Origin of the sequence: Streptococcus infantis (assembly GCF_021497965.1) — a bacterium.
GTDB lineage: Bacteria > Bacillota > Bacilli > Lactobacillales > Streptococcaceae > Streptococcus > Streptococcus infantis_B.
This window is the reverse complement of sequence record NZ_CP046525.1, coordinates 791,292-807,091: the sequence shown is the minus strand read 5'-3', so window position 1 is coordinate 807,091 and position 15,800 is coordinate 791,292. Positions and strand designations below refer to the sequence as shown.

Genomic DNA, 15,800 nt, shown 5'->3' with positions numbered 1-15,800 from the left:
AACAATGGAGTCGCCAACCAGAACAGACTATACTGACCAGCGACTACCTTAAATTTAATGTTTCAGATTTATTTTCTTATCTCTAATTTCATAAACTACATCTGCTACATTTTCGAGTAATCGTTTATCGTGGGTGATAAACACGATAGTTCCGGTGTACTCCTTCATTAGTATTTCCAAAGCCTCTAAACTTGGTATGTCAAGGAAGTTACTGGGTTCATCCATTATTAGGATGTTATATCTACCCATGAGCATTTTAGCAAGCAACAATTTTATAATTTCTCCACCGCTTAAAACAGATAAACTTTTTCCAATATCGTTCTGTTTGAACCCCATAGATGCTAGCACTGAACGAATTTCTGATATATTGTAGTCACAATCCTTCTGCATAAACTCCATAACATTCTGATTACTGTTGTACTTGTAACCATTCTGTGCAAAGTAACCTATTTTTGCCTTAGGCGAAATAGAAATTCCTTCTTCATGGTTTAAGATCATTTGGATTAAAGTTGTTTTTCCGATTCCATTACCACCAGTTAACGCCACTTTTGCTCCTAACGGAATTTGAAAAGATGCATTTTCAAACAGAGCCTTATCCCCAAATACTTTATTAATTTCTGCACCGACTATAGGGTATGGATTATGGAGCTCCAATGCTTTACTTTGCCTGAAACGAATTCTGCGAATGCCTTCCGGAGCTTCTACTTTTCCTAAGGCCGCAATCCTGTGCTCTAGGGTTTTAGCAGCATTATACATCTTTTTTTCCTTACTTCCTATTGATTTTTGATGAGCTAAACGCCCTCCGTCTTCAGTACTTTTTTTCTTTGAAGAACCTTTTGCCTTCTGTTCTATTTTACGAGCCTGTTTTCGCTTTTCCTCCGCAGCCCTTTCCAATCGGGCACGTTCCGCAATAAATTGTTCGTATTCTGCAGCTTGGCTCTTACGTTCTTCCTCTTTCTGACGAAGATAATCAGAATAGTTTCCCCAATACTCAGTGATTTTGCCATCTTTCAGTTCCCATATTTTATCTACTATTTCATCAAGAAAATAGCGGTCATGGCTAATAACTAACAGTGCACCTGTAAAATATTTTAGCTGTCCTATTAGAAAATCAATTCCTTCACGGTCTAAATGGCTCGTAGGTTCATCCGCTAAAATACCATGAACCTGTGCCGATAAGGCCTGTGCTATTTTAAGCCTTGTTTCTTCACCACCGCTCATAGTCTGTATATTTAATTGCTCAACACCTAGCTTGCCTACAAGTGCAAAATCTTTTTCCTCCTGCAGAGTTACTTCGTCCAACTGGGGAATATAGGCAAGTTCACCCAGACGATTCATTTTACATCCTGGGGGAGTTAATTCTCCTAAAAGTACCCTGAGTAAAGTGCTTTTTCCAGCACCATTTGCTCCTACTAAACCAATACGGTCATAATCATATACTTCTAATTCATTTATATCTAAAACATCGCGTCCTTTGAATTCCACACGAATGTCTTTTGCTTTTAATATTAATTCCATAACATTTCCTCCTGTCTATAATCGCATGCTTTCATTTGCTTGTATGCAGGGAAAACCCTGCGATTTTAGCAGGAAGAGTTACATGAAAATAAGATACATAAATATTCCTCCAATATTGTTTATTTTAAATCTAATTTTCTAACCTCAGTTATCATTTGGCAAACTATAGCAATGCCAATAATTAAAATACCTGATAGTAAAAACCAATGATTTACACCGATTTTATCAGCAAAGAATCCAGAAAGAATTAACCCAATTGGCATAGCAAGTGACATGATACTTCCGATCAAAGAAAATACACGTCCTAAATATTCAGGCTTAATTTTCTCCTGAAAAAGAGCTGTTTGCACACCGCTATAAAATGGCACCGAAAGCCCCATTATTGCACAGCAAACTACGAATATTACAAATCCATTTGGAGGAAGTATTCCCGAAACGGCTAAACTGGTCCCCATTATAAAAAATGAACTTGTTATTAGTAATACATGCTTTTCGAAGCCCCCTAATCTTCCTAATAATAAGCCTCCTGCTAGCATCCCAAATGCAAAGGAAATTTCCGTAATAGAAATATGCACAGGCGTTCCATTAAAGTGTTCCATGCTTATTAAAGGAAATAGTGCATTGATTGGCATATAAACAAAAGTATATAGTGTTCCTAAGAGTAATAAGGCAAACAATCCTTTGTTTTGTCTCAGAACCACAACTCCTTCTTTCATCTCCCTTATGAAATTTGGTTCTAAACTTTGCACTTGATTACCCAGCTTAGGTATACGTACAATTGCTACCGTAATAGATGCAATCACAGCACCCAATACGTCGATGGCAATAATAGCATTTAAATCCCAAACGGAGTATAAGAGTGCTGCAACTGCCGGACTAACAATATAGCTTATAGACTGCAAAGACTGACTATAGCCTGCGCATTTCGTTAGCTGTTCTTCTGGTACTAAAAGTGGTGTAACCGCATTGAGTGCTGGGGTATGAAAAGCTGTTCCAATGCTACGGATAAACAATACTATCATAATCATCCAGACAGGTAGCTCCATACAGAATGCAACAATAGCAAGCACTGCACCAGCTGCTGCGATAATTAAATCGGCACCAATCATTATCTTCTTCCTATCATGACGATCCACTAGCACACCAATGGCAGGTCCCAAAATCGCATAGGGTAAAAAACCTACTAATGAAGCCATAGACAAGACCATCGCAGATCCTGTTTTTTCTGTAAGGTAAAAAATAATCGCCATTTGCAGGATGGCACTAGTGATTAATGATACTGCTTGCCCTGCCCATATTGCATAAAATTTTCGTTTCCAATTGTTGTATTTTTCCATTTATATTATCTCCTGCATATTATTTTGCTTGAATTTCTATTTTGAATAGCATTCTAGGCAATAAAAAATGCAGGCCAAACCCCACAATGTGGCTTTTGGTCTGCATACATACAATTTGGAAACATTCATATTAAAGACATAGTTAAATAAAGGTATAGTTAAATAACCAATATCCTCACCGTAACTAATGAATGCTCAATATCGTATAAATAAGCACAACAAAAAAGCCTATCATCGGGTATAGATTCTGCTTTTTTTATTGCCAGCTTATCTTAAACGCATTGAGGCTGTCATAGTTTCGGTTCCTCCTACATCTTTGTTTATATCAATTTATAGTATAACACAACAAGATGATATGTTCAATATAAAAGTTATGGAATGAGACTCATACTTCCAATTCGATGCCAGATTTAAAGGATATGACGAAGTTTTCTTCATAGACTGTAACGCTCTGGATTATCTTCCTTAGTAGCAAGCGATTAGCTTTCACAAAATCTTCTGTTTGTAGTTTTAAAAATTCATCAGGATTTTCTAACTCAACCTCAAAATATTTCATTTTACATTCCCTCATTTCATTTATTGATAAATTGAGTTTGCAAAAAAGAGTGGACAATTTTTGTCTACTCTTAACCTTTAAAATAGTTTTTTTTAATCGATTTGAAGTTGCCTAAATTATTACTTATTCGGTAAAATGAAGTATTGCTTTCAACAGATTTCCTTCAACTACACTTCACTTGATTCAAACAAGGTGGGTACATTTCTATTCCCACAAACTCCTTGTCAATGGAAACAAACACGTACCCACAGGGTAAATGGAAATAGAAACTGATAATTTCTAGCTATCACTTCTACTCATTCCAAAAATTTTCTCACTCTGATACTTACCCACCATAAAGCAAAAAGCCTTGCAATCAAGGCTTTCATTATCCCTTTCGTTCAAAGGTTTCTAAGCTTTTACGAGCAGAGCGACACACTCAGCGGTTCGCTATCTCCGTTCTGTCTGCGTGCTAGCACTTGTCAATCACGGACAGCTATCGCATGGGCGGAAGTAAATGCTAATCTTCGTCGTTTTACTCCTTGACTAGCAAACTTACCGCCTCAACATGTGGTGCTAGTATACTCCTATATTATAGAACGAAAGGGATAAAGTTGTTGTTTAAAATTATACTATAGAATGAAAATATTTTATAGTTACCATTTTTTAACTTTATAGTTTAGAATTATCATTTAATAAATTTACTTGCTAGCTTGTAAACTTGTTGAATCTCTTTACTATTAATATCCCAACCATCAAGTTCTTCTTTAATTAACTCTGGAAATTTTTTGCTAATATCCCTCAAAGAATTGCCGACTGATTTTCTAACATATTCACTAGAATCTTCTTTTAATGTTGCGATTCGTTTAATAGCTTCATCTGGATTATCCTTGAAATATGGTCTACTCGTCCATATTCTCAAACCTTCTGTAACAGCTCTTCTAACATTTGGATTACTATTTTGTAACCATTCGTCAATAACTGGAAGAGATTTTTCATAACCTGTTTGCTTACAAAATTCATCAAATGCTTTTGCTAATACTTCTTGAACTCTCCAATTGTCATCCTTTGAAACCTCATCCCTCATGAATATCAAAATTTCTTCATACGATGACAAATGGCCGAAGAGAAATACACTATACATTCTAACTTGATATACATTGGATTTGAAGGCTAAAAATGCTAATTCTTTAGTATACGCATTATCGTTTGATAGATAGTCAGCAAGAGCTCTATTCTCTTCCTCTTTGAATCCATTTTTTATCAAAGAAAATTCTTTTTCTAAATTTAAAATATATTCTTTCATGTAACTTGACCCCGAAACAACATTCCAATTTTCAAGATATTTCTCGACAGGTATCAATAAAGAATTGAATTCGTTATAATCTTAGCAAATAATCTTGACATTTTTTCAAATTGATATTTAATCTCTTTTATTATTCAGCCTTTTTCTCAATCAAATACCAACTAGGAATAATTTGCTTCAAATCATCATACCATTCTAAAATTTCCTTAGCTTGATTTTGCATTACTGCCATTTCTTCAACTCCGTAAGGAACAGACCATGGAAGAGCACCAACTATGTTATTTATAATATAGATAGCAAGAAGTTTCCAAAATAAATCTGGAACCTTACTATCAAAATATCCATCTATCATACCAGACGCAAAAGAGGGAGAGACTTGAGCAGACCATACAATACGATTGAATTCCTCCCAAGGATCCCCAAGATCAAATCGATCAAAGTCAATGATATAAATTTTACAATCTTCACCAATCATGAAATTCCCGATATGATAATCTCCATGTTGGAAAACCTGAGGTCTATCTTTTAACAATTCTCGATTTGCATTTAAAAAATCAATAAAGATCTGACCATTTTCATATTGGACGGTACATTCTTTGTATTTTGCGATTTTGTCATCAATTTTTCGATTAAAAAAGACCTCCCAATCTTCACGGACTTCTGTTACAGGGAGTGAATGAATTTTATAAAGGATTCTTCCTGCTTCTACACCGTACGTGTATTGTTGTTCTCTCGAAGTAGTTAAAATGGTTTCTCTTGCATCTTTCCCGTCTATCCATTCGTGTAAAGAATATACTTTGTCATCGCAGAGTTCTATGCTAAGTGGTTTACACATCGGAACTCCAAGAGAAGCCACTTTCTCCATCATCTCAAATTCAAATTTTTTAGAATCTAACTTATCCTTATCAGAAACACGCAAGAAATATTTTTTCTGATTTTGATCTGTCACACAATATTTTTTATCATCTGACCAGCCTTTATTTATGGCTATCTTACTACTAAAATCCATCAATAACTCCTCGATTAACTTTACAACATTACTATATTCTTAAATAATGAAAAGTAATTCGTGGTCCGTCCATTCTTTCACACTTCCTAAAGATACATAAATGTTGACCACGTTCTGAAATTATAATTTCTTCTTAAAATGAATAATTCTATTTGCCTCCTGAAATCCAATATTGAGATGAAATCTTATAGAATCCGTATTCGTTAAAGTACAGTCACTTGCAAATTCCTTACATCCTTTATTTTTCGCCCATTCCTCACATTTTGTACAGAGGTTTTTAGCAATATCCTTTAAACGATATTTCTCGTCGACAATAATCCCTTCTAAGAATCCAACAGGACTATATTTACAACCTTCAACATAATCAAATCTGAGTGAACATAGTGCTAGACCTACAATTGTGTCACCTTCAACTTCAGTAAAGATTGCAGTATTCTTGCCATTCGTATATTTTTTTAATTCATCAATAGCTTCTTTATCGGTCAATTGGGGCCATAATTGTTTCATTAGTTTAGCCGTTTTTATAGAATCATTTGTTATTCCATCCATATTGATGTTCCTCCGCAAATTCCAAGCAAATGTTTCGAATCATGCTGTTACTTTGTTACTCATTGATTGATACCAATACCATCCCCTTCTACTTTTTGACTGTCTCAGTTCGGAAGAGTAGAGCCACACACTCAGCGGTTCGGACTTACCGTATCATCTCGTCGGTGTCTCTCCTCATTCTACGAGTCCTATACCCCAGGGCACCTTCTCGACCTTCGGTCTCACCTTGTCCCATGGGCAGATCATCTACTTCTACTTCGCTACTATCTAGCTCGTACAAGTAGTGATACCGCCTCAACATGATGCGTTTGCGGAAAAAGATCCACCGGCTGGACTTTCTTCAATTCATAGCCCAACTCTTGGTAGAGTTTGATATCACGCGCCATGGTTGCGACGTTACAGGAGATATAGGCGATGCGTTTAGCTCCTGTTTGGGCGCTTGCTTTGATAAAGCTTTCGGTTAAGCCCTTGCGGGGTGGATCGACCAAGATCACGGTTGGTTGGATACCTTCCTTGAGCCAATTCTTCATGGCATTTTCAGCTGTATCGCAGACATAGTGGGCATTGGTGATGCCGTTTAAGCTAGCATTCTTCTGGCTATTCTCCACGGCTTCTGGGATGACTTCTACGCCATAAACTTCCTTAACGTGTTTAGCAACTGATAGTCCAATAGTCCCAATTCCTGAATAGGCATCGATGACGACATCGTCTTCTCTTAACTCCGCAAAGTCAATGGCTGTTTGATAAAGCTTCTCTGCCATTTCGGTATTGACTTGGTAAAAGGCCGGTCCAGAGATTTGGAAATCATTACCCAACATTTGATCAGTAATGTAATCTTGACCATAAAGTGTACGCCATTCTTTCCCGAAAATGGCATTGGTATTCTGGTCATTGATGTTCTGCATGATAGATACAATTTCTGGAAATTGCTTGATAAGTTGTTCAATCAATTGTTCTACTCGAAAAACTTTAGGACGAGTTGTTACCAAAATGACCATAATCTGACCTGAATGATATCCACGACGAACAACAAGGTTACGAATCAAGCCAGACTGCTCCTTCTCATCATAAGGCTTCAAGTCATATCGACGGAGTAAATCACGTAGGGCTAGAATAACCTGATCAATAACTGGATTCTGAATGTAAAAATCTTCCAAGGGCATAAGGTCGTGAGAATTCTTACGGAAGAAACCAGTTTCTAGAACACCATTTACTCGGCGAACAGGAACCTGGGCCTTGTTGCGATACTTGATCGGATTTTCCATACCTAGAGTATCAGCAACCTCTACATCCATGATTCCAGCAATCTTATAAAGACTGTCTTTTACTTGCTTGGTTTTAAACTTGAGTTGCTCAGGATAAGCTAAGTGACCCAAGTCAGCAATTCCTGAACGCAAGTAAGCCAAATCTAAGTCTTGGTTACGATGTGGAGATTGTGTAAGGTATTCCTCGACTTTACCAAAGCCAATCTTTTTATTGACTTTCAGTACTCGCATAAGGATTTTTTCAGTCAGCAGAGCATTCTCTACAAAAAAAACCAAGCCGTCTACCTTAGCAACACCTGCTCCTTCATGTGTCAAATCGACAATCTCTACTTCTACAATATCATTTTTCTTTAACATATTTTTCACTTTCTATAAGCCGACAAAAAAAGACGGCAACAACCCTGTTACCATCTATTATACCATGAATTGACCTAAGCACCAAAACTCTTGAAGAAATCAAGGATAGCTTGCCAAATTGAGCTGAGGATATTTCCACCGTCTTGAATAGCTTTATTGGCATCAAAGTTTAGGTCGATATTGCTGAAACTGTCACCTGCTTGAGCAACGATACTTTGTTTCAGATCTTTTAGCGTCTTAGTAAAGTCTTCGTTATTTAAAATATCACTTTTTGAAAGATTAAAGGCAAAGTTGATGATGACATTGACTTGGTTGCCTGTAACAACTTGATCCAGTTTGTAGTTCTTCAAAGTATCTTCGACAATCTTACGAACATCATCTTCTGTAAGTTCACCTTTGGATTCTTTAGCCTTAGCAATAGCAGCCTTGATATCGGCAAGGGCTACGTTCAGTTTATTGGCATCAAAGCCTGATTTATCCTTGTTTTCATCGTTAATATCTGACAAGGCCTTGAGCTCTTCCTGAGCTAAGTCTTTATTTTCCTGAGGTAATTTTACACCATTTGACTCAAGGGAATAGTAAATACCTGCTAGAGCACTTTCCCCAGTAACTGGGATTGGAGCTGCAACGGTGATACGTGCGTGCTCGACACCCAATGTAACAGCAGCATTACGGTACATGTCTTGGGTCACTTTGGTGATGTTTTCAGGTGTTTCAATCTTCACTTCAAGTGGAGATTTTTCACCTAGTTTTTGAATTTTTGCTGACGAATAAAGTTGAAGACTAGAGTCGTTGGCGACATTCATAATTTTTGAGTAGACATCTGGTGTCATGGTCTTCAAGTCTTTAGTATCTTTTGATGCATCATAGCCTAGTTTTTTAAGTGTTTGATTTTTTTGATCTTCTGTTAGTGAAGAACCCAAGACATACTCAGGTTGAACATAGGTTTCATCAATGACTTTTTGAACATCAGTAGCTGCCTGGGCGCTTTGCAATGTTGCAACTGCTAAAAGTACTGCAGCGCTAGTCAGAAAGAATTTCTTTCGCATGAGACGTTCCTCCTTTTCTTCTCTAGCATATTAAAGTATCCTTAAAGAAAACTTATAAAAGCACCTAGAATTTCTAGATGCTTAAAATAGATTAAAAATTTTCATGATATAGAGATTTACTTGAACCTGTCTAGAGTAATAATAGTTTCCCCCATCGACATAAAGTTCTCCACCCTGAAAAATGGAAATAGGATTGATGTAGCGATAGGTTTTTCCTGTTGTATTCCCTAATGTCGGCGCAACTGTATCTCTAGAATATTGTTTAGCTAGAGCAATCGTATTCTTTTTCCCATTTTGGGCGATAAAATCAATATAAGCAGGTCCAAAGTTATAAGCTTGAATGGCTGTCCAGACATCCACTCCTTTTTCTTGAGCCAGATACAGATTTTCTGTCAAAGTTTGAACACCTTGACGAATACTACTTGCATTATCGTTTATGGTATCAGTAGAACCGGTAGCAGACTCACTAGACTGCATTACGTCTCCTTCTTTACCCTTGGTTTCTGTATAGATCATGGCGAGCACAAGCTCTTCGTTTGCTGGAGTATCTCTTTCATTCAAGATCTCACGGACCATGGGTTGGTAGGTCATGACTTGTTTGACATCCTGACGAATGAGATAGGCTTTATAGCCAGCGAAAAGGAAGACTGCTAGCACCAGCACTCTTCGTATGAATTTAAACATTATTTACTTTGAATATCCTCGATGTTTTTGATTAAGATAGAATAGGTTCCATTATCATTTTGGATGAACTCAACGGATTCTGCATCTTGATAGACATTGTTTGGTACGATTAGTTCAATCCCGTTTGACAAGGAAAGTTTCTGATTTTCAAATCTCTTCAACTGACGACTAGCATCAATCTCATCAAACTGTACAGGCTCTGGCACTGCTTCTTTGACCTGGTCAATAAAACTGAGACGAGCTGTTAGATTATTATCAAAGAGATCATTGGCTAATTTTTCTGGAGAGAGCTCATTGTTTTCCTCAAGATTGTTGAAAATCGCAGATTTTACTTTTGATTGAAATTGAAAATCATCCGCATTAAAAGTTTCCGCAATTTTCTGAGCAGTTTTCTCCAGTTCCTTGATTGACTTCTTAGGTGAAATCTTTGGTTGAGCTTGAATAAGATTCTCAGAAAAATAGTTTAAAAAAGCTCCATTGTGCTTGATGCGTTTTTCAATCAAATGATACTTGCGGCTTTGAAGATTAACCACAAGGGCTTCATCAGCTCCAGTACCAAAACCTGGTAGATTATTCTGAGTCAGTTTGATTGGATTATCAACCTCACCACCTAGGTGTGTCAAGGTTTCTCGCAATGCAATTCGAAGGAAGGCAAAGTGTTCGACTCCTTCTTTTGAAAACTGGACAAAGACTAAATCATTTGTCTTTTGATTTTCAGATACAGAAAATTCTTCTTTCCAAAGGTTTGCTATTGTCACAGATGTTGCCATTAAATCTTCTGAAATATGGTTGAAAAATGGATTATCTTCTTCAAAAATCCCAGTTTTGGCATCGTCCGAATACACACGCTCCACTTTTTTACGCAAGTATTCTTCAATTTTAGGAGTGATATTGAGAAATTTATCCGCTAAGTACAACTCTATGTCATCAGGGCTGAACTGATGGATAATAGCTTTCTTAATATAAATGTCCATAAAATATTAGTCCTCGTATAATGGGAAGGCATCTGTCAAGGATTTGACTGCACTTCTCACTTCTTCTAAGACAGCTTCGTTTTCTGCATTCTTAAGGGCTTTAATAATAAGTTCAGCAACTTGACGGCTTTCTTTTTCACCAAAACCACGAGCAGTAATTGCTGCCGCTCCGATACGAATACCACTAGTCTTAAATGGTGACAAGGTTTCATAAGGGATAGAGTTCTTATTTAGGGTAATATTAACTTCATCCAGCAAGTTTTGAGCTACTTTTCCACTTTCTACAACCTTAGTGACATCCACTAGGAAGAGGTGGTTTTCAGTGCCACCAGAGATAATACGGAAATCAGGATCTTTCAGGAATACTTCAGCCATAGCCTTACTGTTCTTGATGACATTAGCAGCATATTCCTTGAAGGCTGGATCCAAGACTTCTTTGAAGGCAACAGCCTTAGCAGCAACAACATGCTCTAAAGGACCACCTTGGATACCCGGGAAAATAGCTGAATTAATTTTCTTAGCAAGCTCTTCGTCGTTAGTCAAAATCAAACCACCACGCGGACCACGAAGGGTTTTGTGGGTCGTTGTTGTAGTGATATGAGCGTATGGTACTGGACTTGGATGAAGACCAGCAGCAACCAAACCAGCAATGTGAGCCATATCGACCATGAGCTTAGCACCGACTGCATCTGCGATTTCACGGAATTTAGAAAAATCAATAATGTGAGAATAGGCTGAAGCACCAGCAACAATTAGTTTTGGTTTTACTTCTTGAGCTTGTTTCAAGATGGCATCGAAGTCCAAGAGTTCTGTTTCAGGATCAACGCTATAAGAAACAAAGTTGTAGGTTTGACCTGAGAAGCTAACAGGAGCTCCGTGAGTCAAGTGACCACCTGCAGCCAAATCCATTCCCATAACTGTATCACCTGGCTCAATCAAAGCCATGTATGCTGCACAGTTGGCTTGACTCCCTGAGTGGGGTTGTACATTAGCAAACTTTGCTCCAAAAATCTCCTTCGCACGTTCGATAGCTAGAGTTTCGATAATATCTACTACATCAGTTCCACCGTAATAACGACGTCCTGGATAACCTTCGGCGTATTTATTAGTCAAGATAGACCCTTGAGCAGCCATAACAGCTTTAGAAACTACGTTCTCTGAAGCGATCAACTCAATGTTGTTTTGTTGGCGTTCTTCTTCTTTGGCAATGGCATTCCAAAGATCCGAGTCATAGGCTTTAAAATCATCTTTGTCAAAAATCATAGGTCTTCTCCTTTTATTAATTTAATGAATCGTTTCTGCATTTTATCGCAGGTATAACCAACTCTTTCATAAAATGCATGCGCACCTGTACGATGGTCTGCAGAATTTAAGCGAATAAAGTTATAGCTACGTTTTTCTGCTTTCTGTTCTAATCCTTCAAGCAATGTTTTACCGATTCCTTTACCTTGTGTTTGAGGTAAAACAGCTAAAGCCAGGATATTAAAACCTGGTTTTGAATAAAGGGATTCATAAACCTCAGCATGAACATAACCAAGTAAATCATGGCTAATTGAATCCTCAAAACCAAGTAGGAAGTGATGGGAGTCTTGTGTCAACTTAGCTAGTTGACCAGCCGTTTCCTCTGGACTAAAAGCATAACCTAGCGCTTCTTTGTTAATGACACAAATTGTTTCGACATCTGTCGCTTTTAATTCACGTAGCATATCATACCTCCTCAAAAGGAATTTCAGGTATCTTGGCAAGGATATCTTCTCGAGTTATCGAACCTTGGCGTAGAATCTTCACCTTGCTGCCAGATAAGTCTATAATAGTCGAATCTTGACCAGTTAAAAAAGCATCATCTTCCAAACCTAGAACATTTTGGTTAAAATCCTGCAGAATTTCCTTATAGGTCACACCGCTATCCTGTCCTGAAATGTTAGCAGACGGGCCGATTAAGGGACCAAACTCACGAATCAATTCTAGAGTGACGGGATGACTGGGCATGCGAAATCCAACAGTCGTCAAGTCTGAATTGACCCAGTAAGGGACCTTGTCATTAGCTTCTAGGATAATGGTTAAAGGCCCTGGCAAAAAACTTTTAACAAGTTGTTGTAAACAAGGTGGCTGATTCTTGGAAAAGTTCAAGATATCGTCTAAACTAGCAACATTGAGATTGAGAGCCTTATCTCTAGGGCGACGTTTGAGCCGATAAACATGGTCAACAGCCTTCTCATCCAAAGCTTTCGCAAAAAGGCCATAAACTGTCTCAGTTGGCAAAACTACTGCTCCACCCTTTTCCAACTCTTGCTTAATTTTCTCCATCATCAATGACAACCATCCTATCTTGGCCAAATTGATCTTTCAGAGTTCGAACTCGTTTCTCAGGAAGATTTTCCATAAAGAGAGCGGGTACACTTTGACCTTGTTTGTAGCCAATTTCAAGATAAATCTTACCAACATCAGTTAGATAGCCCTTGGATTCTTCCGAGATTTTACGGTAAATTGCTAGGCCATCCTCATCAGCAAAAAGTGCCAAGTGTGGTTCTGAATGCAAAACATTCAAGCCTACTTCTTCCTCATCTGCTCGAGAAATGTATGGTGGATTGGATACAATTATATCATATTTTGAACAAATTTCGGAGAAACAGTCAGATTTGATAAATGAGATCTCTAAATCTAAACGCTCTGCATTCTCCGATGCTAGGTCTAATGCATCTTGAGAAATATCAGCAGCCGTGATTGTCCAATCTGATCTATCTTTAGCTAAAGCAAGGGCAATTGCGCCACTTCCTGTACCAATATCCAGGACCTTGAGATGTCCCTCAGGATTTTCAGCTAGGATAAGCTCCACTAACTCTTCTGTTTCAAGTCGTGGTATCAATACCCGCTCATCTACTTTTAACTGCATCCCAAAGAATTCAGCTTGACCGATAATGTACTGAGCAGGTATATGAGCTACCAGTTTCGTGTAAATTTCTTTTACGAAGTGTTTATCTTCCTCTGTTACCTCTTGCTGGAGAGCAAAGATAAAGTCTGTAAAAGATAGATTTTTCAGGCTACGATAGACAAAAGAGAGGCTTTCTGCTTCCTCTCCTTGTACTATTAACTTTTCTTCAAAATCTTTAAATAGTTGAGCTAATTTCATTACTTGTTTAATTCTTCTAATTTTTGTGTTTGATCATAAAGAACCAAGGCATCCACCACTTCGTCCAACTTACCAGCAAGGATTGTATCAAGCTTTTGCAAAGTCAAACCGATACGGTGGTCCGTGACACGGTTTTGTGGGAAATTGTAAGTACGGATACGTTCAGAACGGTCACCGGTACCGATAGTAGACTTACGCTCAGCATCTTGTTCATCTTGAGCAATCTGTGCAAAGTGGTCAGCAACACGCGCACGGATAATCTTCATGGCTTTTTCACGGTTCTTCTGTTGCGTCCGTTCTTCCTGCATCTCAACCTTGATATTGGTTGGCAAGTGAACGATACGAACGGCTGTTGCGACCTTGTTGACGTTCTGTCCACCAGCACCTGATGCGTGGTAGATGTCAACACGAAGGTCTTTTGGATCGATATCGTATTCTACTTCTTCTACTTCAGGCATGACCAGAACTGTCGCTGTTGAAGTGTGTACACGACCTTGGCTTTCTGTCACAGGGACACGCTGTACACGGTGAGCACCTGATTCATACTTGAGTTTAGAGTAAACTGACTGACCTGATACCATAGCAACCACTTCCTTGAAACCACCGACACCATTCATAGATGCTTCCATAACTTCAAAGCGCCAACCTTGGGCTTCCGCATACTTTTGGTACATAGTTAGAAGATCTCCAGCGAAGAGAGCTGCTTCATCTCCACCAGCTGCACCACGGATTTCTAGGATAATGTTCTTATCATCGTTTGGATCTTTAGGAAGGAGCAAGATTTTCAGTTTTTCTTCGTACTCTTCTTTTTCAGCCTTTGCGTCTTTTAATTCTTGCTTGGCCATTTCTTCCAAATCAGCATCTCCACCTGATTCCTTAATCATTTCCTCAGCGTCGACAATGTTTTGAAGAACTTGTTTGTATTCACGGTAGGTTGTAACGGTATCACGAGTAGAAGCTTCTTCTTTTGAAAGCTCCATAAAACGTTTGGTATCAGAGACCACATCAGGATCACTCAGCAATTCTCCCAATTCTTCATAACGGTCTTCTACTGCTTGTAGTTGATCATAGATATTCATTCTTTCTTATTCTCCTTATTGATTTCAGGGGCAAAATAATGTTTACGGCAAACTGAGATATAGGTTTCATTTCCACCAATCTGGATTTGTTCACCATCATAAACAGGCAGTCCGTCCTGCGTACGCAAGACCATAGTCGCTTTTTTCTTACAATACTGACAGATGGTCTTGATTTCATCAATCTTATCTGCTAAGAGCAAGAGGTGTTTAGAACCTTCAAACAGCTCATTACGAAAGTCATTTTTTAAACCAAATGCCATAACAGGTATGTCTAACTCATCAACAACACGAGCTAGGTCGTAAACATGGTGACGTTTTAAAAACTGGGCTTCATCGACAAGTACACAGTAAGGTTTTTCAGGTAAATCTCGGATAAATCCAAAGATATCTGTCGTTTCGTCAATAGTAATTGCTGGTCTTTTCATCCCAATGCGACTTGAAACATAGCCAACACCGTCACGCGTATCCAGAGCTGAAGTCATAATCACAACTCCTTTTCCTTGCTCCTCGTAGTTATAGGCTACCTTGAGAATCTCGATGGTTTTTCCAGAGTTCATGGTCCCATAACGATAATACAACTGTGCCATGCTTCTATTTCACGTCCATTTCTAAATTTTTTGCTACATTCTAGTATACCATATTTTCTCAAAGCTTTAAATGGCAAATTGTGGTAAAATAGAAGAAATCAAATATCTGGTGGAGGACGCAATTATGCCATTTGTACGCATTGATTTATTTGAAGGACGCACGCTAGAGCAAAAGAAAGCCCTAGCTAAGGAAGTTACAGAAGCTGTTGTTCGTAACACAGGAGCACCTCAGTCAGCTGTTCACGTTATTATTAACGATATGCCTGAAGGAACTTATTTCCCACAAGGTGAAATGCGCACTAAATAAAGCTTAAGCAATCTGCTTAGGCTTTTCTTTATAAGTGGCATTCGTTGAATAAAACGCTATATTTTGATACAATTTTAATTGATATTTGTATATAAATTGTAAAAAGGAAATGAA

17 protein-coding genes are annotated in these 15,800 nt (G+C 38.1%); 1 reads left to right on the top strand and 16 read right to left on the bottom strand.

The features are described from left to right. Positions 1–54 precede the first annotated feature (54 nt). From msr(D) to GOM46_RS03920, 16 genes are all read right to left on the bottom strand, one after another. Positions 55–1,518, bottom strand: coding sequence for an ABC-F type ribosomal protection protein Msr(D) (gene msr(D) / locus GOM46_RS03995; RefSeq protein WP_000420313.1), 1,464 nt, complete (start codon positions 1,516–1,518; stop codon positions 55–57). Positions 1,519–1,637: 119 nt separating this feature from the next. Further along, a complete protein-coding gene (gene mef(A) / locus GOM46_RS03990) occupies positions 1,638–2,855 on the bottom strand; it encodes a macrolide efflux MFS transporter Mef(A) (protein WP_000417519.1) in 1,218 nt (405 codons plus the stop codon). Between the two features lie 385 nt (positions 2,856–3,240). Continuing rightward, a complete protein-coding gene (locus GOM46_RS03985) occupies positions 3,241–3,411 on the bottom strand; it encodes a hypothetical protein (RefSeq protein ID WP_000873143.1) in 171 nt (56 codons plus the stop codon). Positions 3,412–4,078: 667 nt separating this feature from the next. Then, complete coding sequence (locus tag GOM46_RS03980) at positions 4,079–4,696, bottom strand: DNA alkylation repair protein (protein WP_006153957.1); 618 nt, start codon at positions 4,694–4,696, stop codon at positions 4,079–4,081. Between the two features lie 130 nt (positions 4,697–4,826). After that, entirely contained in the window at positions 4,827–5,705 is an 879-nt protein-coding gene (locus GOM46_RS03975) for an aminoglycoside phosphotransferase family protein (RefSeq protein ID WP_235084111.1), read from the bottom strand. A 120-nt stretch (positions 5,706–5,825) separates the two neighbouring features. Beyond that, complete coding sequence (gene aac(6'), locus GOM46_RS03970) at positions 5,826–6,254, bottom strand: aminoglycoside 6'-N-acetyltransferase (protein WP_006153473.1); 429 nt, start codon at positions 6,252–6,254, stop codon at positions 5,826–5,828. A gap of 263 nt (positions 6,255–6,517) precedes the next feature. Next, positions 6,518–7,876, bottom strand: coding sequence for a 23S rRNA (uracil(1939)-C(5))-methyltransferase RlmD (gene rlmD, locus GOM46_RS03965; RefSeq protein WP_235084110.1), 1,359 nt, complete (start codon positions 7,874–7,876; stop codon positions 6,518–6,520). Positions 7,877–7,950: 74 nt separating this feature from the next. After that, positions 7,951–8,925 carry a DUF1002 domain-containing protein gene (locus GOM46_RS03960; protein WP_235084109.1) on the bottom strand — a complete coding sequence of 325 codons (975 nt, stop codon included), beginning with the start codon at positions 8,923–8,925 and terminating at the stop codon, positions 7,951–7,953. Positions 8,926–9,006: 81 nt separating this feature from the next. Further along, positions 9,007–9,609 carry a lysozyme family protein gene (locus tag GOM46_RS03955; RefSeq protein ID WP_235084108.1) on the bottom strand — a complete coding sequence of 201 codons (603 nt, stop codon included), beginning with the start codon at positions 9,607–9,609 and terminating at the stop codon, positions 9,007–9,009. Beyond that, entirely contained in the window at positions 9,609–10,583 is a 975-nt protein-coding gene (locus GOM46_RS03950) for a nucleoid-associated protein (protein ID WP_235084107.1), read from the bottom strand. Before GOM46_RS03950 ends, GOM46_RS03955 begins: the two co-directional genes overlap by 1 nt. Before the next feature lie 6 nt (positions 10,584–10,589). Next, entirely contained in the window at positions 10,590–11,846 is a 1,257-nt protein-coding gene (gene glyA, locus GOM46_RS03945; RefSeq protein ID WP_006149773.1) for a serine hydroxymethyltransferase, read from the bottom strand. Then, entirely contained in the window at positions 11,843–12,289 is a 447-nt protein-coding gene (locus GOM46_RS03940) for a GNAT family N-acetyltransferase (RefSeq protein WP_006149740.1), read from the bottom strand. Before GOM46_RS03940 ends, glyA begins: the two co-directional genes overlap by 4 nt. Before the next feature lies 1 nt (position 12,290). Further along, positions 12,291–12,893, bottom strand: a complete 603-nt coding sequence (locus GOM46_RS03935; protein ID WP_176602639.1) for an L-threonylcarbamoyladenylate synthase — start codon at positions 12,891–12,893, stop codon at positions 12,291–12,293. Further along, a complete protein-coding gene (gene prmC / locus GOM46_RS03930) occupies positions 12,877–13,713 on the bottom strand; it encodes a peptide chain release factor N(5)-glutamine methyltransferase (RefSeq protein WP_006149765.1) in 837 nt (278 codons plus the stop codon). The genes GOM46_RS03935 and prmC overlap by 17 nt, the downstream gene beginning before the upstream one ends. Continuing rightward, positions 13,713–14,792, bottom strand: a complete 1,080-nt coding sequence (gene prfA / locus GOM46_RS03925; RefSeq protein WP_006149747.1) for a peptide chain release factor 1 — start codon at positions 14,790–14,792, stop codon at positions 13,713–13,715. Before prfA ends, prmC begins: the two co-directional genes overlap by 1 nt. Next, a complete protein-coding gene (locus tag GOM46_RS03920) occupies positions 14,789–15,379 on the bottom strand; it encodes a thymidine kinase (protein ID WP_006149748.1) in 591 nt (196 codons plus the stop codon). The genes prfA and GOM46_RS03920 overlap by 4 nt, the downstream gene beginning before the upstream one ends. 124 nt (positions 15,380–15,503) lie before the next feature. Here GOM46_RS03920 and GOM46_RS03915 point away from each other — a divergent pair, with 124 nt between their 5' ends. Then, the gene (locus GOM46_RS03915; RefSeq protein ID WP_001117401.1) at positions 15,504–15,686 is read left to right on the top strand and encodes a 4-oxalocrotonate tautomerase; all 183 of its coding nucleotides are present in this window, start codon (positions 15,504–15,506) and stop codon (positions 15,684–15,686) included. The last annotated feature ends 114 nt before the right edge of the window (positions 15,687–15,800 follow it).